This is a genomic window from Veillonella sp. CAG:933 (assembly GCF_000431435.1).
GTDB lineage: Bacteria > Bacillota > Negativicutes > Veillonellales > Veillonellaceae > Veillonella_A.
The window spans coordinates 75,224-99,682 of the sequence record NZ_HF986217.1 but is presented as its reverse complement, the minus strand read 5'-3'; the positions used below and the strand labels follow the sequence as shown (position 1 = coordinate 99,682).

The following is a 24,459-nucleotide window of genomic DNA, read 5'->3' as shown; positions in this document are numbered from 1 at the left end:
TAAAAAACTCAATTTCGTTACAGCCCCTTTTTCATACAAAAATAGGCGCTTATAGGGTAAATAGGGTCTTATAGAGCTCAGTGGGTGAGGACCTATAGGACAAAAAAAGAGTGCCGAGCCAATGCTCGACACTCTATGTGAGTTAATTAAGTTAATCCTTAGATTAATTTTTTAACAGCATCAACAGCTGCGTCAAAGTTAACGGAGCTTGTTACTTCCGGAACATATTCAACATAAGCAACTTTGTCGTCTTTACCGATAACAACGATACCGCGAGTTAACAAACGAAGTTCTTCAATCAAGAAACCGTATGCTTCACCGAAGCTTGCATCTTTGTGGTCGGAAAGGGTGATTACGTTATCAACGCCGGCAGCACCGCACCAACGTTTCTGAGCGAATGGAAGGTCCATGGAGATAGTCAAGATAACTACGTCGTCGGAAAGTTCAGTAGCTTCTTTGTTGAACCAACGAGTCTGTGCGTCACAAACGCCGGTATCAAGGGAAGGAACTACGGAAATAATTTTTACTTTGCCTTCGTAGTCTTTCAAAGTTTTAGCGCCTAAGCCGTTATCTAAAACAGTAAAGTTAGGAGCTGCGTCGCCAACTTTTACTTCTTTACCTAATAATGTCATTGGATTGCCTGCGAATGTAATTACACCGGTACGTTTTTCCATAATGAATAACCTCCTAAGATTAATTCAAAATTTAATGTTTAATTTATCTGACAGAGAACAATTTTCACTGCCTCGTAAAGTGGAGACGGTTATTTTTATAAATGCCGTACAACTCCGCTTACCATATTAAGTATAGCATGATAGAATTTATAAGTAAAATAAAAATTGATGATTTTCGATGTGATATAAACTATGTTACAATATAGAAGTAAAATATATCATTTTATTTTTATAGATAAAATAAAAAATCTAACTATTCTTGGAGACGATAATGAAAAAACTGACTATTTTTTCACAATTTTTTAAAGGTTATGGGCCCGTCTATTTGCTGGGCGTTTTGATTCTGATTACGATTAACATTCTGTTTTTATATGTTCCGCGCCTCATCGGGGAAGCCATTAACACCTTATATTACGGTAAGGAAGGCCTTACTACATATATAGGGTACTTTTTTATGTTAGCTATTGTTATCACTGTGCTAAAATTTTCATCCCGACATTTGCTGTTGGGGTCCATTCGTCGCTTTGAATTTTTACTGCGTCGTCGTTTATTTGATCACGCATTATATATTCCTACTGCCTATTATGAAAAAAACGGCCCCGGTAAGGTTATGGCCTTAATGACCAATGACGTAACATCCTTGCGCGTTTCCTTAGGCCTGGGGGTAATGATTTTAGTAGATGCCATCTTTTTCGGTATTTTTTCATTCTTCTTGATGGCTAAAGAAATCAGCGTTTCCTTGACGGTACTTACCTTACTACCGATGCCGTTTATTCTGACCGGTATGCTCACCGTGAGTCGCCGCATGCGTAAGCGTCAAAAAGAAGCGCAGAATACGTATAGCGACTTAACGGAGTTCGCTCAAGAGCTATTCCTCGGCATGCCGGTGATTCGTGCCTTTAACCGTGAAATGCGCAGTTTATGGCGTTTTAATAACATTAACAAGGTGAATTATGACAAGAACATGCGTGTTGCCTTCCTTGATTCAATCTTGGCACCGCTCACTTTCGTAGCTCCTTTTATGTGTCACGCCATCGCCATTTTTATCTGCGGTCGCTTAATCATTGCCAATGAAATTACCGTAGGCGATTTCGTAGCAGTCAACGGCTATTTGAGCTTAATTATCGGCCCAATTATGGGTATTGGCTCCTTGTTATCGGTTCTTCAAAAAGGGTTGGCCTCTTTGGATCGTATTTACGATTTCCTCATGATTGAAGAAGAAAAACCAACCGACGAGGAACGGGAGTTACCATTGACCACACTTACCGTTAAAGATTTAACCTTTACCTATCCGGAAACAAAAGTACCTATGCTTCACGACGTAAACTTAACGATTAAACCGGGTGAATTTATCGGCATCGTCGGTGGACCGGGGTCCGGTAAATCTACGCTATTTAAATTGCTATTGCGCTTACACGATACGCCGCAAGGCAGTATTTATGTGGGGGACGAAGATATTACGTCCATGCCGCTTCAAGTGCTGCGTCGCAGCATTGCCTATGTACCGCCGGAACCATATTTGTTAGGCACTACTATCGGTGAAAATATCGCCTTTGGGGAAGCGTCAGATCATACGCTGGAACTTTCCCAAGCGGCTGAACGAGCGGCTTTAACTCGTGATTTAAGCGAGCGCCTGGCGCCGGCGGCTAAACGTCTAAAAGAAGGGGGCACCGATTTATCGGGCGGTCAAAAACAGCGTGTTAATATTGCTCGCGGTCTTTATAAAAATGCACCGTACTTGCTCCTGGATGATAGTTTTTCCGCTTTGGATACCATCAGTGCCGGTACGATTATAAACACCTTACGCCAAGGTCGTAATCAAAGTTTATTATTCATTTCCCAACGTTTGGAAGCACTCCGCGAAGCGGATCGCATTATTGTTTTTAAAGAAGGTACCATTGTCGAAGAAGGTACTCATGAAGCGCTTATGGCCAAAGAAGGCGAGTATTATCGCTTATATGCCCAGCAGCTTGATGAACCGCTTATCGGTGTAGCTGAGGAAGGAGGGGCCCAATGAGCAAGCAACATACCAGTTCCTATACGGTACAGGAAGAAGCGCAGTTAACGAAGCATCAAGATATCTTGCTACTAAGCCGTTTAGGACAATATATAAAACCGCATTCCTTCCTGCTTTTGTGGGCAGCGCTGTTTTTATTGATTGCCATGGGCCTCGACTTACTGCGCCCGCTTTTGATGAAAACCGTAATCGATACGGCTTTTCCGCAACGAGACATCGGCATTATTACAGAGTATGCCGGTATCTACTTTATGACGATATGCTTCAGTATTATTGCTTTGTTTGTACAAAATTATACATTACAAAAATTCGGTCAAAGCATTATTTTTGAAATTCGAAATATAGTATTTTCCAAGATTTTAGCGCGCACACCGGCTCATTTCGGGCAATTGCCAATCGGTAACTTGGTTACCCGGGTAACCAATGATACGGAATCACTGCGCACTTTGTATACCGACGTAGTGTTAAAATTGGGCAGCAGTGTGCTCATGATTATCGGTATTTTAATATCCATGTTTGCCATCGACGTAAAATTGGCGTCCTTAGTCTCCTTACTGGTGCCGATTATGGCGGTTATTATTTTTATTTATCAAAAATACAGCCGTAAAGCGTTCCGCGGTGTCCGTACCAAATTGGCGGCTTCCAATACGTCGGTGCAGGAGATGCTCAACTTCATCGTCATTATTAAATCCTATGTGGGTGAAAAGATTATGGCGAAGCAGTATGACCGCATCAGTCGTGAATTTTTAGAAGCCGGTTTATTCGAGGTTAAAACCTTCGCCATCTTCCGTCCGATTGTGGACGGCTTACTGTTCGTCATTTTTATCGCTATTTTCAGTTTTACCAATTGGTTCGATTCGGTGACGGAAGCAGGTACAGTATTTGCCTTCATCCAATATATGGATAAATTTTTCCAGCCGATTAAAGAAATCGCCGAAAAATATAATAACTTGCAAAGTGCCTTAGCCGGTGCGGAGCGTTTGGTGCCGATTATTAATGAAGAGTCCGACACGACCATTGAAGCAGTGTCGATTCCGGAAGAGTTTAAAACGATTAACACCATTGAATTTGACCATGTGTGGTTTTCCTATGATGATTCCGATAATTATGCCTTAAAAGATATTTCCATTGCCATCGACGGTGGGCAATTTGTAGGCATCGTAGGACCGTCCGGGGGCGGTAAATCTACCTTGATGAGCTTATTAATGGGCTTTTACCGTCCTACTAAAGGTACGATTCGCATCAACGGCTATGATACAGCCGATTATGCACCGGCTGTCTTGCGAGAAGTCATGGGCTATGTATTCCAAGACAGTCATTTGTTCAAAGGGACTATTCGTGAAAATCTCTCCCTCTACGATGACACAATTCCGGAAGAGAATCTCATAAAAGCGGCTAAAAAGGCCCATTTGCACGCTATGATTGAACGATTGCCGCAAGGCTATAATACGCCGGTTGGTTATTTAGGTTCTTTATTATCCACCGGTCAGAAGCAGTTGTTAGCGTTAGCTCGCGTCTTGGTGCGCGATCGCAAGGTTCTTATCTTTGACGAAGCAACCGCTCATATTGACAGTCATACGGAACAATTGATTCAAGAATCCATTGAAACGATTCGCGGTGAAAAAACGATTATCAGCATTGCCCATCGTTTATCGACTATTCGTTCGGCTAATTGTATTTATATGATTAAGCACGGACAAATTGTAGAGCAGGGGGATTATGAATCATTAATTGCACAAAAGGGTGAATTCTTTGCACTTTGGGAGGCGAAATAAGGTTGGAGCTCATTACGTCAAAAGATAATAAAACATTAAAATATGCACAATCTTTGCAGCGCAAAAAATACCGCAAATTACATGGTGAATATTTAGCGGAAGGTCTTCGTACCGTAAGTGATATGATGGCCACGGGATTGGTAACTACGATTTTTGTAAAAGAAGACAGTAACTGTGAATCAATAATATCGGAGGCGGAACAACGAGGTATCAAGTTATGGTCGGTGAGCAGTGATTTGATGCATACCATCGAATCTACCGTTAACGGCCAAGGCATCGTTGCCATTGTGAAGAAGCAACATCATGATATTAACGATTTAGTTATTACCGATGGTTTATATGTATTACTTGATGAAGTGCAAGATCCCGGTAATTTGGGGACTATTATTCGTACTGCATTAGCGGCCGGTGCGAAGGGGCTTTTTTTAACCAAAGGCAGTGTAGACCCTTATAATGAAAAGACCGTTCGCAGCACCATGAGTGCCATCACTAAAATACCGATTTTTGAGAATGTTACCATGGAAAATGTGGTGGGTCTAATGAAAAACAGTCAGTTAACGGCCTATGCCACCGCCTTAGATAATGCTGAGGCTATTCAAGATGTAACATTTGCGAAGCAAACCTTATTACTTTTAGGCAATGAAGCGAATGGGCTCAGTGAAGCGTGGTTCAACATGGCCGATAATCGGATAACTATACCTATGTACGGACCTATTGAGTCCCTTAATTTATCGGTAGCGGCCGCTTTATGCATGTATGCAGTGAGAGAGAGTTGGTTATAATGAATGAACAGGACATCAGCCAAATTTTAAAAGCTTATAAAAATGGTTCCCTTGAGTTAGAAGAATGTAAGTCATCGATTACTGAATTGATTAGTCAAGCGGTTCAAAAAGAAGAACGGTCGCGCAATTTACAAGATGCCGTACTCGATTTGGATCGTGACAAACGACAGGGGTTTCCCGAAGTGGTCTATTGTGAAGGTAAAACCGATGAACAGTGTATTACGATTCTAAAAGAACTGAATTTACACTACAGTACGTATATGGGCACCAGAGCGAGACAGAGCATTTATGATGCGTTAAAAACTGTGATTCCTGAAATTGAATACGATGAAACGAGTCGCATTATTTATCGTCATAGTGATAAAGTCATACACAATGAGGGTCGTACTATTGCGGTAGTAACAGCGGGGACAAGTGATATTCCAATCGCCGAAGAAGCAGCGGTAACCGCAGAGCTTATGGGGAATGAAGTGACTCGCATTTATGACGTTGGCGTAGCAGGGATTCATCGTCTGTTTCACCGTTTAGATGATATTACATCCGCCAATGTCGTTATTGTAGTAGCAGGCATGGAAGGTGCTCTGGCCAGTGTAATCGGTGGGCTTGTGACGAAACCGATTATAGCCGTGCCCACCAGTGTTGGTTATGGCGCTAATTTTAAAGGTTTAGCCGCCTTGTTATCCATGTTAAATTCTTGTGCCGCCGGAGTCGGTGTAGTGAACATCGATAACGGATTCGGCGCCGGCCGTTTGGCTCATATGATTAACAGTCAGAGGTGAATGTATGAACTCACAATTAATTCAAATTGAAGCCAATATCGATAACATGAATCCGGAACTATATGGTCCTTTACTGGATACCTTGCTGAAGGGCGGCGCCAATGATGCGTGGTTAACCCCTATTATTATGAAAAAGGGAAGACCGGCTATTATGCTCAGTGTGTTGGCACCGAAAGAGCAATTAAAGGATATCAGTGAATTGATTTTTGAAAATACCACCACTATCGGTTTTCGATATTTTGAGGTAGACCGTGTAATCTGTGAACGAGAGTTTGAAGAGATTTTTTACAAAAATCAAAAGATACATGTAAAAAAGGCATTTCACGACGGAAAACTGGTGAATATTTCCCTTGAATACGAAGATTTAGCTAACGCGGCACTTGCATTAAATATTCCTATAAAAATTTTAGAAAAAGAAGTGTGGGCCACCTTAACAAGTCCCGTATTTTAGTGTAAAATATAGTCTCTCGCACTAATTATTTAAAATTCAAGATGAAAAGTATCATCTGTCGTGATTTGAGACATCATGACGGTAAATTTTACAGTCATATTATCAGCAGTTCATTAATTGATTATATTTTTTTCCTAAAATTAGTGTGTAATAGTAAAATTCCACTATACACTACCAATAGACATATGTTAAAATAACATATATCCTCTTTAAATGATTAAGTATTAAAAAAGTAGAAGGTGCATATGATACGATTAATTGTTAATGCCGACGATTTCGGCTTACATCAAGCCGTTAACGAAGGTATCATTAAAGGGCACAAAGAGGGGATTATCACAAGCACATCGTTATTGGCCAATGGCGATGCTTTTGACGAAGCAGTTGCTATGGCCAAGGAAAATCCTCGTTTGGGGATTGGCGTCCACACAGCCCTTGTGGGTGGTCTTAAACCACTAAGCGGTGCCGACAAAGTACCGAGCCTCGTTGACGAGCACGGTCGATTTTTTACCTCCTATCCGCAATTCATTAAGAAAGCGGTATCGGGAGATATTAATTTTGAAGAAGTATATCAAGAATTGGATTTACAATTCGAAAAAGTGGTATCCTCCGGACTTGCCATTACACATGCGGACGGACATCAGCACTTGCATGTATTGCCGCAAATTACACCGATTATGACTTCCTTATTGAAAAAATACGGCATTAAAAAGATGCGCATTCCTGCGGAAGATCGTTTTTTCCGCAACGGAATTAATCAATGGGGACGTTTTGCCGGTAAGGTAGGTTTGGCGGAAGTGGCCGATAAAGCATACACCTTTTCAAGTCGTATGGGTATTTGGTCACCACGTTATTTCTGGGGTATGATGAGTGGCGGCCAGCTTACGGAAGAACGATTAATGGAAATTCTTCATCGTGTAGCCGGTACTCGTGGCAGTCATGAAATTATGACTCATCCCGGTAATAATGATCGGGTTCTCAACGCTTTATTCCCTTGGGATTATCACTGGGAAAGTGAGTTAGCCGCTATGTGCGCGGAACCGGTAAAAGAGTTTATCAAGTTCCATCAGATTCAGCTTCTCAATTATGGTGAATGTGAATGAATAAGATGCTCAAGCGAGGCCTATTGTTAGGGCTTTTGCTACTGGTTATTTCAGGGCTCACTATTTATTTCACCATTGATTTAAAAGCGTTACAAACTCTGGAAACCTTTAATATTACATCCCTGTTGTTGGCTTTGATTGCATTGGCTGTGGGTATGTATTTTGACGGTTTACGTTTACAGCGGTTAGTACAAATGGGCGGCTATAAATTACCGATTAAAGCTATTTTACGCGTTATATTCGGTAACTATTTTATGGCCATGCTGACACCTGGTGCCAGCGGCGGCGCGGTGGCTCAGGTTTTAATCCTTAAGAGTTACGGTGTACCCGTTATGAAAGGGGCGCCGATTGTACTGATTCGAACCGTATTTTCTATTTTGTTCTTAATTGCTATGTTACCGGTTATATTTTTACACGGCTCCATAACAATTCCTTACATCAGCAACGAAGCTTTGATTCAGGTATCATTTATTATGGTACTTTGTACAATTTTTGGCTTATATCTGTTGCAGACCAATTTAATGAAACGATTTGTTTACATTGTAGCCGAACGGTTACAAAGTGGTCATCCTAAAAGTTGGTTAGCCAAATTAGCTGAGTTAAATGAAGGGTTTAGCTTAATCTATGCCAGACCATTTCAGTCCATAGTGGTTTTCATTGAGTCCGGTTTAAGTCTTATCGCTTTATATACGATAGCACCGGCACTTATGATGGCCTTTACATGGGATATACCGATTGTGGAAGTCCTCAATCGCATGATTTTATTAAATCTTATTTTGTATTTTGCCCCTACACCGGGTGGTACAGGTGTAGCCGAAGGTTTGTTCGTTTATTTGTTTGAGTCATTTTTGCCGTTAGGGACTGTCGGAATTGTCGCAGTTGGCTGGCGTGTAGTGGCTGAGTATTTGCCGTTTTTCATTGGCATGTATTCCGTATTTACCCTCTACGGTCGTCAATTTGTAGCCGGCGCGGCAATGACTGATGAACAGGAAAAAGATGGAGGTAATAACATTGGCTAAGTTAAAGAAAGACAAATTTTATTTGGTTCAAGAAGACATTCTTCCTGAAGCCATTAAAAAGACGATTAAAGTAAAAGAAATTTTAAAATTAGGCGAAGCTAAAACGATTAACGAAGCTGTTGAACGCATGGATTTAAGTCGTTCCGCCTACTATAAATATAAGGACTATGTATTCCCGTTTTACGAAATTGCCCAAGGTAAAATCGTATCTATTACGGTTTCCATGTCTAATGATCCGGGCATGTTATCCAGCATCTTACGGGCTATTGCCAAAAGTAACGGCAGTATTTTGACAATTAACCAGGATATTCCGCTTCAAGGCATTGCTAACGTAACGATTGCCTTTGAAACCAAGGATTTGTCCACTACATTAGAAGAATGTTTGGATAATATCCGTAGTATCCGCGGTATCTTAAAAGTTGAAATTTTAGGTCAGGCTTAATCGAAACAGATTGATCACTCATTTCAACATTAAAGAATATGGCTAATAAAAAAGAAAAATAGGCTTAGCCCCGACTTATTTAATAGGCCGGGGCACTCTTATAAGAGAGAGGGAGAAGAAGATGGAACAAGTTAAGGTCGCTTTACTGGGATTTGGGACCGTAGGGCAAGGAACATTTGAATTATTAGTTAAAAACCGTGATTTAATCACTAATCGCACCGGTGTATCGATTCAAGTCAGCAAAATTTTCGTGCGTAATGCTGAAAAATACAGCCACATTACGTTGCCGGAAGGTACACAGTTTACGAATGATGTAGACTCGATTTTTGAAGATTCGTCCATTCAAATTATTGTGGAAGTTATGGGCGGTGTGACTTTCGCCCGGGATTGTGTTGAAAAAGCTCTAAAAGCTAAGAAAAGTGTAGTTACAGCCAATAAGGATTTACTGGCTGAAGCAGGTCCTTATTTATTGGATTTAGCCGGTAAAAACGGCGTTGATTTGCGTTACGAAGCCAGCGTATTAGGCGGTATTCCGATTATCCGCACCCTCTATGAATCCTTAGGGGGGAATAAAATTACGGAAATCGTTGGTATTTTGAACGGTACAACTAACTTTATTTTGTCCAACATGACTGAAAAAGGCGCCGGCTATGCCGAAGTATTGGCGGAAGCACAGGCTTTAGGCTACGCCGAAGCAGATCCGACAGCCGACGTGGAAGGGCTCGACGCGGCTCGTAAATTGGCTATTTTATCATCTATTGCCTTTAACCGTCGTATATTCTTTGAAGACGTATCCGTAGAAGGGATTACTAAAATCGACGCTACGGATATTGCCTTTGGTAAAGAATTCGGTTACACCATTAAATTGTTGGGTATTGCCAAAGAAACGAAAAAAGGTTTGTCGCTTAATGTGCATCCGTCCTTTATTTCCAGCAATCATCCGCTCGCGTCGGTACGCGGTTCCTATAATGCATTATATGTTAAGGGCAACGGCATCGATGACGCCATGTTCTATGGCCGCGGCGCCGGCAGCTTGCCAACGGGCAGCTCCGTCGTAAGTGACATCATGGAAATTGCCAAAAATATCCAAACTAACCACCTTGGTCAGTTAAAACCATTCTATTTCTCCGAAAAGAATCTATATGCGTCCGGTAAGATTGAATCGTCCTACTACATTCGCATCTTAGTAGACAACTCCACCGGTGTTTTGGCAAAAGTAGCATCAAAACTGGCGGAGCAGCGTATTTCCGTACAAGCCGTAACGCAGCGTAATGAAAGTGAAACGACCTCTACGTTAGCTATTGTTACATCGTCCTGCCCTCGTTCGTATATTTCAAATGTAATCGATGCGTTCAATAATCTTCGCGTCGTTCGTGAAATCGGCAGCGTTATTCCTATTATGACTGATTAGGAGGCAATGCAGATGGATACAATTACAGTTAAAGTACCGGCTACCAGTGCCAATTGCGGCCCCGGATTTGACTCTCTGGGGCTCGCCTTGGAGCTTTATAATACATTTACCTTCACGCCCGATAAAACGGCCAGCGCCAACACATATACCTTTTCCGGCTTTGATGCCGATACGTTGGCCAAAGAAGATCAAACTTATAATTTAGTGGGGCAGGCCATGCAAGCTGTATTTCAACAAGCAAGCTCCGAACCTATATATGGTAACGTTCACAGTGAAACGGTAATTCCACCGTCCCGTGGGCTCGGTAGCAGCTCCACGGCCATCGTAGCGGGTTTACTCTTAGCGAATCGCTTGTTGGCAAAACCACTTACAACGCATGAACTCTTAGTCTTAGCCAACGACATCGAAGGACATCCGGATAATGTGGCGCCTGCTTTATTGGGTAATCTTGTGTGTGCCGTCAATGATCCGAAAGAACTTTTATATACAACCGTGGCCTTACCGGAAGAGTTACTTTTCGCCGTAGTGGTACCGGAAGTGTCTGTTTCAACGGAATATGCCCGGAGCGTTTTGCCAAAGACTATTGCTCATAAAGAAGCGGTGGCTAATGTAAGTCATGCCACTTTATTTGTTACGGCCTTATTGCAACATAAACTGGATTACTTGCGCATCGCTTTGGAAGATTATCTTCATGTGCCATACCGCAAAACGCTCATTCCTCATTGTGAGGACGTGTTTGAGGCCTCTCGCAAAGCAGGTGCCTATGGCGCCACTATCAGCGGCTCCGGCTCTACCTTAATTGCCTATTGCCCGCGCTCAACAGCACAAACCGTAGCCACGCGTATGGGTGATGTGTTTAATAACAATAATATTCCATGCCGTACTTATGTGCTGAAAGCCGATACGGTAGGGGCTCGATACATATGATAAATGTTTATAAAATTGCCAAATGAAAGCAATTACTATATAATTATACTGTGAATAGAATGTTACTAAAATCAGGAAACAAGTCTATTCATCAGGACGTAGCTTACTGAGTAGCAAGCTACACATTTATCTTAAGAAAGAGGCAAAACAAATATGAATAATGTTAAGACTGCTGTTTTACTGGCATTGATGACGGGGTTATTGATGGTGATCGGACAGTTGGTCGCCGGACGGGCCGGTCTCATGACAATGTTCCTTATCTCCATGGCTATGAACTTCTTCAGCTATTGGAATAGCGATAAGATTGTACTTAAAATGTACAATGCACAGCAAGTTTCGGGCACGGACAATCCGGAATTATACAATATGGTAGCCGGTTTGGCCAAACGCGGTAATTTGCCGATGCCAAAGGTGTATATCATCAACTCCGATGTGCCGAATGCATTTGCCACAGGTCGTAATCCTGAGCATGCAGCGGTAGCAGTTACGACAGGGATTATGAATCTCTTGACGGATGATGAAATCGAAGGTGTACTGGGTCACGAATTAACTCACGTTAAACATCGCGATACCTTAATCAGTACTGTGGCTGCCAGTCTGGCCGGTGTAATTACAATGATTGCCAATATGATGCAAATGTTTGCTATCTTCGGTAGCAGTGATGACCGTGAAAGAGGCAATCCAATCGCAATGTTGGCTACCATTATTTTGGCACCGATTGCGGCTGCCTTAATTCAGATGGCGATTTCACGTTCCCGTGAATACCTCGCCGATGAAGGGGGCGCCGAAATGAGCGGCAAACCATTAGCTTTAGCTTCGGCCTTAGCTAAAATCGATTATTACGCTAAACATGGCATGTTGCCGGGCGGCGAAGCTCAGCTTGGGCCAACAGCTCACATGTTCATCATTAACCCGTTGGGAAGTGTGAAAGATTTAGCAAGCTCACTTTTCAGCACACATCCAAGTACAGCATCTCGTATTGAAAAATTAAAAGAATTAGCAAGTCGTATGCGTTAGGAGGCAGTCTTATGGAACACACGTTAGTACTCGTAAAACCGGACGGAGTGAAAAAGAAAATTTGCGGTGAAATCTTGGCTCGTTATGAGCGCAAAGGTTTGACAATCAGCGCTTTAAAATTATTGCAAGTACCGCGTGAGTTAGCCGCTGCCCATTACGACGAACATAAAGATAAGCCGTTCTTCCAAGAATTGATTGATTTTATTACGTCCGGCCCGGTTTTGGCTATGGTACTTAGCGGTGATAATGCAGTTGCTGCCGTTCGCCAGTTAAATGGCGCCACAGATCCGTTAAAAGCTAATGCCGGTACTATTCGCGGCGATTACGGTTTGGCTATTAATGAAAATGTTGTTCACGCATCGGATGCGGTAGCAACGGCAGAACGTGAAGTTGCCCTTTGGTTCCCTGAATTCAAAGCGTAATATATCTTTCTTTTTACAAATGAGGTGATTAGTATGAGTGGTAAAGTATATACTAAGACTGGCGATAAAGGTTCTACATCTCTTTACACGGGTGAGCGTCTTTCCAAAGCATCCCTTCGCGTAGAAGCGTATGGTACGGTTGATGAACTTCAATCTGTATTAGGTGTTGCGCGTGCTTTTTCTGAACATGAAGATATTCAGCAGGTTATCTATGATATTGAAAAGGAATTGTGGCAGCTTATGGCGGATGTGGCCAGTCTCGGCCAAGAACCGAATATCACGGATGCTCATATTGAAAATTTAGAAAAGATTATTGACAGCTATGATGCTAAAATGGAACCGCTCACTAAATTTATCGTACCGGGCGACAAAAAAAGTTCCGCCTTATTGCATCAATGCCGTACGGTAACTCGTCGTGCCGAACGCGCTTTATGGCGTCTTGCCGAGTCCGGTGAAACCGTTCACGATGTGGATATTCGCTATTTAAATCGTTTGTCCGATTGCTGCTATATGTTAGCACGTGCCGAATTTGAACTATAAGTTGGTGGCAGTAACTTCATAAAATTTGACACGTGAATACGGTCACCAATATAAAAAAGCTATGTTACCGAATTATTCGCGTAACATAGCTTTTTCTTTTGTTATATAGATAGTTTTAAACTAAGCGATTTAGTAATAACTGACTATTGCTGGTCTATGGTGCCTTTATTGAGCACATCTTCGGGACTTGGATAGTAGAAGAAGACCGTCATGATTTCATAATTAAATTTTTCACGAACTTTCGCCGCTAAAATAGTTTCGAATTCGATGAGATTATTGGGATCGAGAGCGCCGTCTTCAACAAGTACCAATAACTGTGGGTCCACTTCGGGGGCGTTATCCGGCAGTACTTCACGACTTAAGGGAATATTAACGATAACGCGAGCCGTTGCTACGTACTGATCATTTTGATCGGTAACCACGGCACGATATGTATTTTCCCATAAAGTGGCCATTAATTTTACAAACAAGTTTTTCATTTCCATAGGTATACACTCCTTATCAGTCTTTGATTTATTGTATACTTATTCTAGAAATAATTTCAAGGGTTTATGATATACAAAATCCTTTAAATTTAAATGTAAGGGAGAGGATATTTCTCATGTCGATAGTAGAGAGTCGAATTATATTGTGCACCGGCGGGGCACGCAGCGGTAAAAGTGAATTTGCGGAGCGACTCGTTTTATCCTTGCCCGGTCAAAAAGGCTACGTTGCAACGGGTCAGATTTTTGACGATGAAATGGAAGATCGCGTCAGAAAACATAAAGCACGGCGCGGTAATATATGGCATAATTTTGAGATTCCTTATGACATAACCGCTTCATGGTCAAAGATTTTAGACAGCTGCGACGTTATTCTTATTGATTGTTTGACTATGTATGCCACTAATGCTATGCTAAAAAAAGAGCCTCAAAATCAAGCTGAGTGCAATGAGTTGGCAGATTCATTAGTAGCTGAGTTCAAAGAACTCATAGATGCAACGCATAAAGCCGATAAAACAGTAGTTTTTGTAACGAATGAATTGGGTCTCGGAATTGTTCCGGAAAACAGAATGGCTCGATTCTTCCGTGATATTGCAGGCTTATTAAATCAAACTGTGGCCCAAGCGGCCGATGAAGTATATTTAACAATCAGTGGCATTACCACAGAGCTAAAGGCTAAGGAGGTTCATATATAATGGCAAAAAAACTCATGTTCCAAGGAACCAGCTCAAATGTAGGTAAAAGTATTTTAACGACGGCGCTTTGCCGTATTTTTTATCGTCGCGGCTTAAAAACAGTACCGTTCAAAGCCCAGAATATGGCTTTAAATTCCTATGTAACACGCTGGGGCGATGAAATCGGCCGGGCTCAAGTGGCACAGGCGGAAGCCGCCGGCATTGACCCGATAGTACAGATGAATCCCGTATTGTTAAAACCTACAGGCAACCAGTCCTCCCAAGTGGTTCTCATGGGGAAACCGGTTGGTGTATACAGTGCCAAAGAATACCACACCCATTACTCCTTAACAGCTCTCGATAAAGTAAAAGAAAGTTTGGACTTTTTAGATAAAAATTTTGACATGATTGTCATCGAAGGTGCCGGCAGCCCTGCGGAAGTTAATTTAAAGGCTAACGATATCGTAAACATGCGCGTAGCTAAAATGACAAATTGTCCGGTTATGCTCATAGCCGATATTGACCGTGGTGGTGCTATTGCGTCCATCGTGGGAACTTTAGAACTATTGGAACCGGAAGAACGGGATTTGGTAAAGGGCATTGTAATTAACAAGTTCCGCGGTGACATTAATTTATTAAAACCGGCTCTTGATTTTATCGAAGAACGTACGGGTCGCAAGGTAGTGGGGGTAATTCCGGCCATTGACAATTTGGATATTGACGAAGAGGACTCCGTAGCCCTTGAAAGCAAACACACCACCATTAACCGTGAAATTACCATTGCGGTTATGCAAACACCTAAAATTTCCAATTTTACCGATTTTGATGCGTTAGCTTATGAGCCGGATGTAGCAGTACGCTTTGTAAAACCCGGTGACGCTATCGGCGAACCGGATATGGTCATTTTACCGGGTTCCAAAAACACCATGGCCGATTTAAAATATCTCGAAGATCGAGGCTATGCCGAAGATATTAAAGCTCTTGCCAAAAAGGGCGTACCTGTATTCGGTGTGTGCGGCGGCTATCAAATGCTCGGCGAAAAACTCCATGATCCGGACGGTGTGGAAGGAGATATTCCGGAACTTAACGGCCTTGGTTTATTACCGACGGAAACAACTATGACGGGCACGAAGATGACCCATCAAGTTTCGTTTAACACTACTAAATTGCCATTCCTGGGCATCGATTATAGCGGTGAAAATTTACGCGGCTATGAAATTCATATGGGGGACACCCACGGTGTGGGTACTGTGGCTGATTGTTTTGCCATAACGTCTCGCAGCGAAAAACCGGTAGCTGTTATGGATGGTTTCGTCAATGAATCAGGTCTTGTTATGGGGACCTACATTCACGGCATTTTGGATAATGACAGCTTACGTCGCCAAATCTTGAACGCCTTACGCAAGCGTAAAGGGCTCGAACCGCTGGACGAAGTGTTCCATTACTTTGAACATAAAGATGCGGCCTATAATCGCTTAGCTGATATTGTGGAAAAACATCTTGATATGGATTATATCGACAAATTATTAGAGGAACAGGCATAATGGACTGGTTTCTACATAATGCATATTATTTCATTCCTTTGTGGGCCTTTTTACTGGATTGTATTGTGGGTGACCCAAGAAGCCGATTCCATCCGGTGGTCCTCATTGGCGATGTTATTTCTTTCTATGAAAAATTTCTCTACGGCGAGCGTGACAGTTATGGGAAAAAGTTGTTATACGGCGGTTTAACTGTACTTTTAACATTGTTAACAGTGACTGTTATAGGCTTTCTACTGATTTTAATTGCCGGCACAATCAATCCGTGGGTTGGCTATGCCATGCAGGTCATTATCGTATATATTACAATCAGTCCGCGCTCATTGGCGGAAGCAGGGCTTGAACTGGCTCAATTGTTGCGTAAAGGCGATTTACAAGAAGCCCGTCGTAAGGTAGGCTGGATTGTAGGTCGTGATACAACCGAGCTTGATGAAAGTGAAATTACTCGTGCTACCATTGAAACGGTGGCGGAAAATACGGTGGATGGCATTATTTCACCTTTATTGTTCTTTGCTGTTTTCGGTCCTTTAGGTGCCTTATTTTATCGAACAGCCAACACCATGGACTCCATGTTGGGCTATAAGAACGATAAATATATGTACTTCGGCCGTATAGCGGCACGTTTTGACGACGTTTTAAATTGGCTGCCCGCTCGCATAACATTTCTCTTATATACGTTAACTGCCTTTATTTTACGTCATGATTGGCGTAACGCGTGGCGCATTGGTTTACGTGATGCCAAGAAGCATCCGAGTCCGAATGGTGGCTATGCGGAAGCGCCGGTAGCCGGGGCACTTCATATTCGTCTCGGTGGTTATAATAAATACGGCGACACCATGACATTCCGTGCCTATATGGGAGATCCGGACATGAAAATGCGAGGTGTTCATATTCAAAAAACGATTGGCATGATGTATGTTTGTTCTTTACTAGGCGTTGTTATCAGTGCCGTATTAACTAGGATTTTGGTGATATTATGAAGTCATTTTTTATTGGCTTACAGTTTTTAACACGTTTAAAATTGGTCAATCAGACGGAATGGGACATTTACGACTTTGGTAAAAGCGTCGTAACCTTTCCGCTGGTAGGCCTTGTTATCGGTGCCTTCATGGCTCTTATTTATTGGCTGTTGGTACCCTATATACCGATTACGTTATTAGCTTTATTATTGGTTGTGTTCGAGTTTCTTTTTACCGGCGGCTTACATGCGGACGGGTTCATGGACACCTGTGACGGTCTTTTTTCAGGTCGCGATCGTGAACGTAAGTTGGAAATTATGAAAGACAGCCGCGTCGGCTCAAATGGTGTCGTTGGCTTTGTTTTTCTTACTTTATTGAAATGGCAATTAATCGCCCATGTCAATCCAACCATACTTTTACAATTTTTATTCTTTATGCCGATTATCAGTCGCTATTCCTTAGTGCTGAGTATTCGACTCTTTCACTATGCTCGTCCCGAAGGGATGGGGAAGGCCTTTGCCGTATATTCACCAAAGCAAACCCTTCTTTGGACAACACTCATTGCCTTATTACCGGCTGTATATTTCCATTGGCTCTACGCCATCTTCCTCGGTTTAGGAATTTTGATCAATTTAGTGTTAAATTCCTATATTTCCAAACACCTTGGTGGCGTAACCGGCGATACGTACGGCTTTGTCATTGAGTCATCGGAATTATTATTGGTATTGGCCGCTGTTGCTGTTGGTATTACTTTATAGTTATCATTTATAAGTAATATTTTTAGTATCAAAGAATTCTTTGTATTGTAACACGGCCTCAAACAAAACTTTTACAATGTATTTACATTGATTTGTGTTATTTTGTGTATATTAGTATGGAGGAACGACAGGTGTCATATTATGTACGAGCACCAGGGACATGCGGTGAGTTTTTGCAAGGGTCCATTGATGGTCAACCGTTTTTGGTTACCTGTCCTATTAATCGCTATTCCTATGCGTTAAGCGGAGTAAAGCAACCGCTTAGACCTTATTATTGTTCGCTGCAACCAAAAGCAGCTTTAGCAGCCCAAAAAGTTATCAATTCTTTTGTAGCTGAAGGCACCCTGCCCAATAGTCCGGCTGTACAGCGTGCTTGGCGTAGTTCTGTTTATGTGCGTTCCGATATTGCCCAGGGAAAGGGTATGGCATCCAGCAGTGCCGATATTAGCGTAGCCGCCATGGCTACGGCTTTGGCTTACGGACGAGCGCTAACCTTGGAAGAACTAAAAGAGATTTCTTTAAGTATCGAGCCCAGTGATGCTTCTTTTTATCCCGGGGTAGTTCAGTTTGACTATATCAAGGGAAAAATAACCGAGCCCCTTGGCAAGTGTCCGCCTATGAAAATCATGATTTTTGACGAAGGCGGCGAAATTGATACAGTCAGTTTCAATGCGCAGCACGGGCTTCATGACCTGATTGCCGAAAAAGAACCGTACATCAAAGAATCATTGGCTCTTTTTAAAGAAGGGATTGCCACCCATAATGTATCTTTAATCGGCCAGGCCGCCACCTTAAGTGCGTTTGCTAATCAGCGTATTTTACATAAACCATTATTGTATGCGTTGCATGAAATCGGTAATCATTTTAACAGTGTAGGCACGATTATTGCCCATAGCGGCACAATTATGGGACTTTTATTCCCCACCGACGGGGCACCGCTGGCTGATTGTCGCGCCGCTGTCCATCAGGAATTACCGGATTTATTATATTTAGATACCGTCGAAACAACCAACGAAGGTATCACCTTTATGAAGCGTTAGGAGGTGCTCAGCCATGAAAAATACCCACGGTGGTAACATCTATAAAGTGGCGGCCGCTCATAACGTAGCACCACAGGATATTACTGATTTTAGCGCTAATATTAATCCTTTAGGCATGAGCCCCAAAGGGCAAGCCGCTTTGACGGCTCACTTAAATGAAATCATTCACTATCCGGATCCGGAATACACAGAATTTCGCCGGACAGTAAGTCAGGTTATGGATGTACCTGATGAGAACATTCTGGTGGGGAATGGAGCGGCCGAATTATTGTATGCCCTCATGACCCTACCCGGTATCGAGGAAGTATTGGTACCGGCACCGGGCTTTTCCGAATATGCCTTAGCCGCACAGGCTCAAGGTCTTTCGGTCTTAGCCTATTCTATGATTCCGATGGCCGCCGATGGTGAAGTAGAATCGGTAAATGAATCCCATCATTTATTTGGGAGTACTACACCGCATCAACCGATTACCCATTTTGCCGTTCCTTATGAAGATTTAAAAGCCCATCTCAAACGCTGTGCAGAAGAACAAGTGCGAACAATAATCTGTCTCGGTAACCCGAACAATCCGGACGGCAGTTTGCAAACGCTGACGGAAGTATTCGAAATGGCTGCGTTAGCCCAAGCATCAAACAGCTTACTGCTTATTGATGAATCATTTATTGAGTTCACCAATGAATCTCATAGCCTCCGGCCTTATTTGGCGGAATATCCGGCCATTGTTATATTGCATTCACTGACCAAATTCTATGCAATTCCGGGTTTACGCTTAGGCTTATTATTGGGGGACACGAATATATTAAAGAGTATTGCCGTTCATGTACCGACGTGGTCGGTTAATCATTTGGCCCAACAATATGGGATAGAAGCCCTTCAAGACGAAGTGTATCGTCAAAAAACGCGGGCCGTCGTGGCACGTGAAAAAGAGTGGCTCTATGGCGCCATTAATGCATTCGACTTTATAACAGCTTTACCGCCGACGGTTAACTTTATGCTTTTACATTGGCAACCGCAACATCCGAGTCTTGCCGATTTTATGGAATTTTTAGAAAATAAACAGCTTCTGATTCGCAGTTGCGAAGCCTATGACGGGCTTGGGCAAGGGTGGTTTCGGATTGCTGTTAAAGATAGAAACCGTAATGAATTATTGATTTCATATGTAAAGGAGTTCGCCCATGCACACAATTTACTTAGTTCGCCACGGCCAGACGGAATGGAATAGCAGTGGCTTTTATCAGGGATTTACGAATGTTCAACTCAATCAGACGGGCATTATTCAAGCTGAAGCGGTGGCCAAGGAATTAACATCCGTACATTTTGACTCCATTATTGCCAGTGACTTAGATCGTGCCCGTATTACAGCGGAAACAATTTTAGGAAATCGTCAAATTCCGTTTAAAACCGATGAACGGTTGCGTGAAATTAATTTTGGCGACTGGGAAGGCCTCACCTATGACCAGATTGAAGCTAAATGGCCTCATTCCATTTACACCATGTATCGCAGTCCCGATAAAGTTAAAATTTCAAACGGGGAATCTTTCCAAGAAGTGCAGGAGCGCGCTTGGCAAGCCTTGACCGATGAAATGACAGCTATCGGTGAAGATAAAACCATTCTTATTGTGGCTCACGGCGGTACCAATCGTACCTTGATTTGTAAAATGCTCAGCTTACCGCTTCATTTTGCTTGGAATTTCAGCCAAGGTAATACGGCCATCAGCCGTGTGGAATTCTACGGCCTGACAGAAGATGATCATAATACTTTGAGTCTTTTGAACTACACGAAACATTTGGAAACGATTCAGTTATAATAGTTCGGATTATATTATGAGATTACGTTTAGATAAATTTTTAGCCAATAAAGCTTTGGGCAGCCGTAAAGAAGTCCATGCACTCATAAAGCAGGGACTTGTTACGGTGGATGGTGTAGTGGCTAAGAAAAAAGATATGCCCATTGATATTCCGGAACAAACGATTGCGGTAAATGGTGAAATCATCGACAGCCGCCAGATTTATTATGTAAAGTTTAATAAACCGGCCGGTTATGTATGTGCCATGGAGGATGCTCGTCATCCCACGGTTATGGATATTTTGCCGCCCGAGTTTCGCACTATGGGCGTAGGCCCGGTGGGACGCCTCGATAAAGATACGGAAGGCCTTTTATTACTGTCCAATGACGGCGCCTGGGCCCACCGCATTATCAACGGCAAAAAACATGTGCCCAAACGGTATTATTTTGAATATAGCGGTACCCTTAGCGCAGAAGGCTTAGAACGCATTCGCACCGGTATCGTCCTAGGTGACGGTACGGAATGTAAACCGGCTGAAATCATCTTAACCGGTGCAGTGGCCGAAAAATCAGAAGATACGGGCGTCGGTGATGCCGTTTTACTTAAGAGTGCCGAAATTATAATCGAAGAAGGTAAATATCATCAGGTTAAACGCATGATAGGGGCGGCCGGCGGTGAAATCACCTATTTAAAGCGCCTCACAGTGGGACATCTTGATTTAACAGACATCCCGACCCCCGGTGATTTTATGTATCTTGAAGCGTCAGACTACGAAAAACTATAGTCAAAACGCTCATTTTGTGGTATCATGAAATGAAAAAACTTATAGCAAGGGAGTCTTATCATGAACGGCTTATTACGCCTACAGGATTATTTGACTGCGCACCAGTATGATGGCATACTCTTGCTTAGCCAGACCAATCTGAGATATTTTGCCGGTTTTACAGGGACTACAGCCATAGGCTTTGTAACACCGAATACAGCGTTTATAGTAACTGACAGTCGTTATACGGAACAAGCAGAGAACCAATGTGAAGGGTATGAAGTCATCCAATACACCGGTTCTAATTGGGAAACTATAGCGGATATTGTCAAAAATCATAATATTACATTATCTGTCTGTGCGTTCGAAGGCAATTATGTGCCGGTTGACACGTATATGACATTTTCCGATATTTTGGTAGGCAGTAAGTTTAAATCCGTTGATTTAACACCTTTACGGGCTGTTAAACGGCCGGATGAACTTACGCTTATGAAAGAAGCTGCCCGCATTGCCGATGAAGCGTTTGCCGCTTTGTTACCGCAATTAAAACCGGGTATGACGGAACGGGAAGCATGCGTCACTTTAGAAATTGAAATGTTAAAACGCGGCTCTGAAGAACCGTCTTTCGATACCATCGTGGCCTCCGGGCATCGCTCCAGTATGCCACACGGTGTAGCGTCTGATAAAGTCATTGAAACCGGTGATTTTGTTACCTTTGACTTTGGCGCCGTATACCAAGGGTATCATTCGGATATGACCCGCACCATTGTGATGGGGCACGCATCCGATTTACAACGCAAGCTCTATAAAGTTGTGCTTGATGCGCAGCTGAAGGGCCTAGCCGCTGTAAAAGCCGGTACTACAGGTAAAATTGTAGACGCCGCTTGCCGCGACAGTATTGCGGCCGACGGTTATGGCGATTATTTCAATCACGGCACCGGTCACGGTGTAGGGCTCGATATTCACGAAGAACCGGTAGCATCACCGCGTTCCAATACTGTATTAGAGCCTAATATGATAGTTACAGTGGAACCGGGCGTATATCTTCCCGGGGAAATAGGTCTTCGCATTGAAGACAGTGTTATAGTTACTGACGATGGCTATGAGCTACTCACTCATACCTCGAAGGAATTAATAGAAGTAAAAGGTTAAACGGAGGGATTTAAATGATTTCTAGTAATGATTTTCGTCCGGGCGTAACAATTGAGCTCGATGGCAACGTGTGGCAGGTTGTAGACTTCCAACACGTAAAACCGGGTAAAGGTGCTGCATTCGTACGTTGTAAATTAAAAAATTTACAGACCGGTTCTGTAGTTGAACGTACTTTCAATGCCGGTGAAAAAGTGCCTAAAGCACATGTTGATCGTCGTCGTATGCAATACTTATACGAAGCTGACGGCGCTTATACGTTCATGGACAATGAAACGTATGACCAAGTAGAATTGAATCTTGAACAATTGGGCGAAGCTAAAAACTTCTTGCTTGAAAACATGGAAGTTAGCATCGTATTTTTCCAAGGCATCGTAATCGGTATCGATTTACCGGTAGCTGTAGAACTTCGCGTTGTTGAAACTGACCCTGGTATCCGTGGCGATACCGCAACAGGTGGTAACAAACCGGCTACATTGGAAACCGGCTATGTTGTTAAAGTGCCATTGTTTATCGAAGTGGGCGATGTTCTTCGCGTCGATACACGCACCGGCCAATACATTGAACGTGCGTAATATCAATTAATTTTAAAAGCATTTGTCTTTAACGTACGTTGTTCAAGGCAAATGCTTTTTATGCTATTAAAGAAAGGCAGGGTACTATGAGTGATAAGAATGCATTCTTTGAAGGAGTGACTAAAATAAGCGATAATGTGTATGGCACTATTGCTTCCTTGAAAGCGTTGGAAGTGAAGGGTGTCGCTTCTATGAGTACCACTGCAGGCGATGATTTTGCCAATTTAATCGGCATGAAAAGCCAATGGGAAGGCGTTAGTTTACAACGAACATCGGATAATAGTATTACCATCGACTTATATCTTGTTGCTCGTTACGGCTATCGTATTCCCGATGTGGCTTTGCGCGTTCAGGAACATGTAAAAACCGGCATCGAAACATTGACCGGCACACATGTAGAGGGTGTTAATATCTTTATTCAGGATATTGCCTTTGAAAATACAGGCGTTAAGTACATTTAATCGGGAAAGGAGCGATACCAAGTGGACGTAAAATCAAATAATCCGCAATTACAGGTAGATGTGTCCGATGAAGTTCTATTGCAGATAGCTCATCATGCATTAACCTTAATTCCGGGCTATCATTCACTAAACAGTAATTTTTACACCGGTATGGTTGACGGCATTGCGCGCAATTTTGGTCAAAAACGCTTGCCCGGCATTAATGTAAAACATCGCAAAGAAGGCCTTGAGATCAATATATATATTAATGTCCTTTACGGCTATCCCTTGATGACAATGGCTACCCAAATTCGCCAACAAATCAACAAAGATTTAAAAGAATCCTTAGACCTGGATTCAGTGCGAATCGATGTGCATTTTGAAAATATAATCGATCCTAATCAAGTAACAGAGGAGTTAAATAATGAAGCAAAATCGTAATCGCCGCCAAGCGCGGCTGTATGCTTTCCAATCTTTATATGCCAAGGAATTTCATAAGCCTGAAGATTCCGTAATTATGCCGGAAGAAGAATCCGGCAGTACCGGTGCCATGGATATTGCCTATGCAGAAGCGATTATTAACGGTGTAACGGCTAATCAGGAGATTTTAGATAATCTGTTACAGGCCCACTCGCCAAAACGCAAAATAGGGCAATTAGGAGCGGTTGAGCGAAACGTATTGCGCTTAGCAGCTTGGGAACTTACCGTTTCTACCGAAGCCATCGATCCTCGCATTATTATTAATGAAGCCGTACAATTGGCTAAAGATTTCGGTTCCGATAAAGGCTATAAATTTGTAAATGCCGTATTGGATGCCATTGCCAAAGAAAAAGGCTCTTCAAAAGCGTCTCCTACATCCGGGGCGACTGAGTCTAGCGATGCTAAAACCACGGAAGCTAAAACATCCGATAATGCTTCAGACCTTAAGTCCTAAA

Annotated in this window: 28 protein-coding genes; 26 read left to right on the top strand and 2 right to left on the bottom strand. The window is 42.6% G+C overall.

Going from position 1 to position 24,459, the window contains the following annotated elements:
* Window positions 1-158: 158 nt before the first annotated feature.
* Window positions 159-674, bottom strand: coding sequence for a thiol peroxidase (tpx, locus tag QZL64_RS10070; RefSeq protein WP_021841871.1), 516 nt, complete (start codon window positions 672-674; stop codon window positions 159-161).
* A 271-nt stretch (window positions 675-945) separates the two neighbouring features.
* Between tpx and QZL64_RS10065 the strand changes: the two genes are divergently transcribed.
* The 13 genes from QZL64_RS10065 to QZL64_RS10005 all read left to right on the top strand — a co-directional run bounded on the left by QZL64_RS10065 (window position 946) and on the right by QZL64_RS10005 (window position 13,356).
* Entirely contained in the window at window positions 946-2,691 is a 1,746-nt protein-coding gene (locus tag QZL64_RS10065) for an ABC transporter ATP-binding protein (protein ID WP_021841870.1), read from the top strand.
* On the top strand, window positions 2,688-4,466 hold the full coding sequence (locus tag QZL64_RS10060) for an ABC transporter ATP-binding protein (RefSeq protein ID WP_021841869.1): 1,779 nt from the start codon (window positions 2,688-2,690) through the stop codon (window positions 4,464-4,466). The genes QZL64_RS10065 and QZL64_RS10060 overlap by 4 nt, the downstream gene beginning before the upstream one ends.
* 2 nt (window positions 4,467-4,468) lie before the next feature.
* Window positions 4,469-5,248, top strand: a complete 780-nt coding sequence (locus QZL64_RS10055; RefSeq protein WP_021841868.1) for a TrmH family RNA methyltransferase — start codon at window positions 4,469-4,471, stop codon at window positions 5,246-5,248.
* On the top strand, window positions 5,248-6,027 hold the full coding sequence (gene larB / locus QZL64_RS10050; RefSeq protein ID WP_021841867.1) for a nickel pincer cofactor biosynthesis protein LarB: 780 nt from the start codon (window positions 5,248-5,250) through the stop codon (window positions 6,025-6,027). Before QZL64_RS10055 ends, larB begins: the two co-directional genes overlap by 1 nt.
* Window positions 6,028-6,031: 4 nt before the next feature.
* The gene (gene larC / locus QZL64_RS10045; RefSeq protein WP_021841866.1) at window positions 6,032-6,478 is read left to right on the top strand and encodes a nickel insertion protein; all 447 of its coding nucleotides are present in this window, start codon (window positions 6,032-6,034) and stop codon (window positions 6,476-6,478) included.
* A gap of 245 nt (window positions 6,479-6,723) precedes the next feature.
* On the top strand, window positions 6,724-7,578 hold the full coding sequence (locus QZL64_RS10040; protein WP_021841865.1) for a ChbG/HpnK family deacetylase: 855 nt from the start codon (window positions 6,724-6,726) through the stop codon (window positions 7,576-7,578).
* A complete protein-coding gene (locus QZL64_RS10035; protein WP_021841864.1) occupies window positions 7,575-8,597 on the top strand; it encodes a lysylphosphatidylglycerol synthase transmembrane domain-containing protein in 1,023 nt (340 codons plus the stop codon). The genes QZL64_RS10040 and QZL64_RS10035 overlap by 4 nt, the downstream gene beginning before the upstream one ends.
* The gene (locus QZL64_RS10030; protein ID WP_296309530.1) at window positions 8,590-9,039 is read left to right on the top strand and encodes an ACT domain-containing protein; all 450 of its coding nucleotides are present in this window, start codon (window positions 8,590-8,592) and stop codon (window positions 9,037-9,039) included. Before QZL64_RS10035 ends, QZL64_RS10030 begins: the two co-directional genes overlap by 8 nt.
* Window positions 9,040-9,160: 121 nt before the next feature.
* Window positions 9,161-10,450, top strand: coding sequence for a homoserine dehydrogenase (locus tag QZL64_RS10025; protein ID WP_021841862.1), 1,290 nt, complete (start codon window positions 9,161-9,163; stop codon window positions 10,448-10,450).
* Window positions 10,451-10,462: 12 nt separating this feature from the next.
* Window positions 10,463-11,377, top strand: a complete 915-nt coding sequence (gene thrB / locus QZL64_RS10020; RefSeq protein WP_021841861.1) for a homoserine kinase — start codon at window positions 10,463-10,465, stop codon at window positions 11,375-11,377.
* A gap of 153 nt (window positions 11,378-11,530) precedes the next feature.
* Window positions 11,531-12,394 (top strand): zinc metalloprotease HtpX, encoded by an 864-nt coding sequence (gene htpX / locus QZL64_RS10015; RefSeq protein ID WP_021841860.1) that lies wholly within the window; start codon window positions 11,531-11,533, stop codon window positions 12,392-12,394.
* Between the two features lie 11 nt (window positions 12,395-12,405).
* Window positions 12,406-12,816 carry a nucleoside-diphosphate kinase gene (gene ndk / locus QZL64_RS10010; protein WP_021841859.1) on the top strand — a complete coding sequence of 137 codons (411 nt, stop codon included), beginning with the start codon at window positions 12,406-12,408 and terminating at the stop codon, window positions 12,814-12,816.
* Window positions 12,817-12,849: 33 nt separating this feature from the next.
* Complete coding sequence (locus QZL64_RS10005) at window positions 12,850-13,356, top strand: cob(I)yrinic acid a,c-diamide adenosyltransferase (protein WP_021841858.1); 507 nt, start codon at window positions 12,850-12,852, stop codon at window positions 13,354-13,356.
* A 143-nt stretch (window positions 13,357-13,499) separates the two neighbouring features.
* Here the strand turns inward: QZL64_RS10005 and QZL64_RS10000 are convergent, their stop codons facing one another.
* Window positions 13,500-13,841, bottom strand: a complete 342-nt coding sequence (locus QZL64_RS10000) for a hypothetical protein (RefSeq protein ID WP_021841857.1) — start codon at window positions 13,839-13,841, stop codon at window positions 13,500-13,502.
* A 116-nt stretch (window positions 13,842-13,957) separates the two neighbouring features.
* On the opposite strand from QZL64_RS10000, the gene cobU reads away from it, so the two are divergent.
* The 13 genes from cobU to nusB all read left to right on the top strand — a co-directional run bounded on the left by cobU (window position 13,958) and on the right by nusB (window position 24,458).
* Window positions 13,958-14,533 (top strand): bifunctional adenosylcobinamide kinase/adenosylcobinamide-phosphate guanylyltransferase, encoded by a 576-nt coding sequence (gene cobU, locus QZL64_RS09995; RefSeq protein WP_021841856.1) that lies wholly within the window; start codon window positions 13,958-13,960, stop codon window positions 14,531-14,533.
* Complete coding sequence (locus QZL64_RS09990) at window positions 14,533-16,056, top strand: cobyric acid synthase (protein WP_021841855.1); 1,524 nt, start codon at window positions 14,533-14,535, stop codon at window positions 16,054-16,056. The genes cobU and QZL64_RS09990 overlap by 1 nt, the downstream gene beginning before the upstream one ends.
* Complete coding sequence (cbiB, locus tag QZL64_RS09985; protein ID WP_021841854.1) at window positions 16,056-17,033, top strand: adenosylcobinamide-phosphate synthase CbiB; 978 nt, start codon at window positions 16,056-16,058, stop codon at window positions 17,031-17,033. The genes QZL64_RS09990 and cbiB overlap by 1 nt, the downstream gene beginning before the upstream one ends.
* Complete coding sequence (cobS, locus tag QZL64_RS09980; protein WP_021841853.1) at window positions 17,030-17,770, top strand: adenosylcobinamide-GDP ribazoletransferase; 741 nt, start codon at window positions 17,030-17,032, stop codon at window positions 17,768-17,770. Before cbiB ends, cobS begins: the two co-directional genes overlap by 4 nt.
* Before the next feature lie 131 nt (window positions 17,771-17,901).
* Window positions 17,902-18,810 (top strand): GHMP family kinase ATP-binding protein, encoded by a 909-nt coding sequence (locus QZL64_RS09975; protein ID WP_021841852.1) that lies wholly within the window; start codon window positions 17,902-17,904, stop codon window positions 18,808-18,810.
* A gap of 13 nt (window positions 18,811-18,823) precedes the next feature.
* Window positions 18,824-20,032 (top strand): aminotransferase class I/II-fold pyridoxal phosphate-dependent enzyme, encoded by a 1,209-nt coding sequence (locus QZL64_RS09970; protein WP_021841851.1) that lies wholly within the window; start codon window positions 18,824-18,826, stop codon window positions 20,030-20,032.
* Window positions 19,986-20,618, top strand: coding sequence for an alpha-ribazole phosphatase (gene cobC / locus QZL64_RS09965; protein WP_021841850.1), 633 nt, complete (start codon window positions 19,986-19,988; stop codon window positions 20,616-20,618). Before QZL64_RS09970 ends, cobC begins: the two co-directional genes overlap by 47 nt.
* Window positions 20,619-20,634: 16 nt before the next feature.
* Window positions 20,635-21,381 (top strand): pseudouridine synthase, encoded by a 747-nt coding sequence (locus tag QZL64_RS09960; RefSeq protein ID WP_021841849.1) that lies wholly within the window; start codon window positions 20,635-20,637, stop codon window positions 21,379-21,381.
* Window positions 21,382-21,441: 60 nt separating this feature from the next.
* Window positions 21,442-22,512 carry a M24 family metallopeptidase gene (locus QZL64_RS09955; RefSeq protein WP_021841848.1) on the top strand — a complete coding sequence of 357 codons (1,071 nt, stop codon included), beginning with the start codon at window positions 21,442-21,444 and terminating at the stop codon, window positions 22,510-22,512.
* A 14-nt stretch (window positions 22,513-22,526) separates the two neighbouring features.
* Window positions 22,527-23,084, top strand: a complete 558-nt coding sequence (gene efp / locus QZL64_RS09950; protein WP_006556749.1) for an elongation factor P — start codon at window positions 22,527-22,529, stop codon at window positions 23,082-23,084.
* Between the two features lie 86 nt (window positions 23,085-23,170).
* Window positions 23,171-23,545 carry an Asp23/Gls24 family envelope stress response protein gene (locus QZL64_RS09945; RefSeq protein WP_021841847.1) on the top strand — a complete coding sequence of 125 codons (375 nt, stop codon included), beginning with the start codon at window positions 23,171-23,173 and terminating at the stop codon, window positions 23,543-23,545.
* Between the two features lie 21 nt (window positions 23,546-23,566).
* Window positions 23,567-23,965, top strand: a complete 399-nt coding sequence (locus QZL64_RS09940) for an Asp23/Gls24 family envelope stress response protein (RefSeq protein WP_021841846.1) — start codon at window positions 23,567-23,569, stop codon at window positions 23,963-23,965.
* Window positions 23,949-24,458: a transcription antitermination factor NusB gene (gene nusB / locus QZL64_RS09935; protein ID WP_021841845.1), complete on the top strand. Its 510-nt coding sequence runs from the start codon at window positions 23,949-23,951 to the stop codon at window positions 24,456-24,458. The genes QZL64_RS09940 and nusB overlap by 17 nt, the downstream gene beginning before the upstream one ends.
* The last annotated feature ends 1 nt before the right edge of the window (window position 24,459 follow it).

Coding starts and splice junctions, on each gene's coding strand:
- tpx (WP_021841871.1), bottom strand. CDS start 674: ATGGAAAAACGTACCGGTGTAATTACATTCGCAGGCAATCCAATGACA.
- QZL64_RS10065 (WP_021841870.1), top strand. CDS start 946: ATGAAAAAACTGACTATTTTTTCACAATTTTTTAAAGGTTATGGGCCC.
- QZL64_RS10060 (WP_021841869.1), top strand. CDS start 2,688: ATGAGCAAGCAACATACCAGTTCCTATACGGTACAGGAAGAAGCGCAG.
- larB (WP_021841867.1), top strand. CDS start 5,248: ATGAATGAACAGGACATCAGCCAAATTTTAAAAGCTTATAAAAATGGT.
- larC (WP_021841866.1), top strand. CDS start 6,032: ATGAACTCACAATTAATTCAAATTGAAGCCAATATCGATAACATGAAT.
- QZL64_RS10040 (WP_021841865.1), top strand. CDS start 6,724: ATGATACGATTAATTGTTAATGCCGACGATTTCGGCTTACATCAAGCC.
- QZL64_RS10035 (WP_021841864.1), top strand. CDS start 7,575: ATGAATAAGATGCTCAAGCGAGGCCTATTGTTAGGGCTTTTGCTACTG.
- QZL64_RS10025 (WP_021841862.1), top strand. CDS start 9,161: ATGGAACAAGTTAAGGTCGCTTTACTGGGATTTGGGACCGTAGGGCAA.
- thrB (WP_021841861.1), top strand. CDS start 10,463: ATGGATACAATTACAGTTAAAGTACCGGCTACCAGTGCCAATTGCGGC.
- htpX (WP_021841860.1), top strand. CDS start 11,531: ATGAATAATGTTAAGACTGCTGTTTTACTGGCATTGATGACGGGGTTA.
- ndk (WP_021841859.1), top strand. CDS start 12,406: ATGGAACACACGTTAGTACTCGTAAAACCGGACGGAGTGAAAAAGAAA.
- QZL64_RS10005 (WP_021841858.1), top strand. CDS start 12,850: ATGAGTGGTAAAGTATATACTAAGACTGGCGATAAAGGTTCTACATCT.
- QZL64_RS10000 (WP_021841857.1), bottom strand. CDS start 13,841: ATGGAAATGAAAAACTTGTTTGTAAAATTAATGGCCACTTTATGGGAA.
- cobU (WP_021841856.1), top strand. CDS start 13,958: ATGTCGATAGTAGAGAGTCGAATTATATTGTGCACCGGCGGGGCACGC.
- QZL64_RS09990 (WP_021841855.1), top strand. CDS start 14,533: ATGGCAAAAAAACTCATGTTCCAAGGAACCAGCTCAAATGTAGGTAAA.
- cbiB (WP_021841854.1), top strand. CDS start 16,056: ATGGACTGGTTTCTACATAATGCATATTATTTCATTCCTTTGTGGGCC.
- cobS (WP_021841853.1), top strand. CDS start 17,030: ATGAAGTCATTTTTTATTGGCTTACAGTTTTTAACACGTTTAAAATTG.
- QZL64_RS09970 (WP_021841851.1), top strand. CDS start 18,824: ATGAAAAATACCCACGGTGGTAACATCTATAAAGTGGCGGCCGCTCAT.
- cobC (WP_021841850.1), top strand. CDS start 19,986: ATGCACACAATTTACTTAGTTCGCCACGGCCAGACGGAATGGAATAGC.
- QZL64_RS09960 (WP_021841849.1), top strand. CDS start 20,635: ATGAGATTACGTTTAGATAAATTTTTAGCCAATAAAGCTTTGGGCAGC.
- QZL64_RS09955 (WP_021841848.1), top strand. CDS start 21,442: ATGAACGGCTTATTACGCCTACAGGATTATTTGACTGCGCACCAGTAT.
- efp (WP_006556749.1), top strand. CDS start 22,527: ATGATTTCTAGTAATGATTTTCGTCCGGGCGTAACAATTGAGCTCGAT.
- QZL64_RS09945 (WP_021841847.1), top strand. CDS start 23,171: ATGAGTGATAAGAATGCATTCTTTGAAGGAGTGACTAAAATAAGCGAT.
- nusB (WP_021841845.1), top strand. CDS start 23,949: ATGAAGCAAAATCGTAATCGCCGCCAAGCGCGGCTGTATGCTTTCCAA.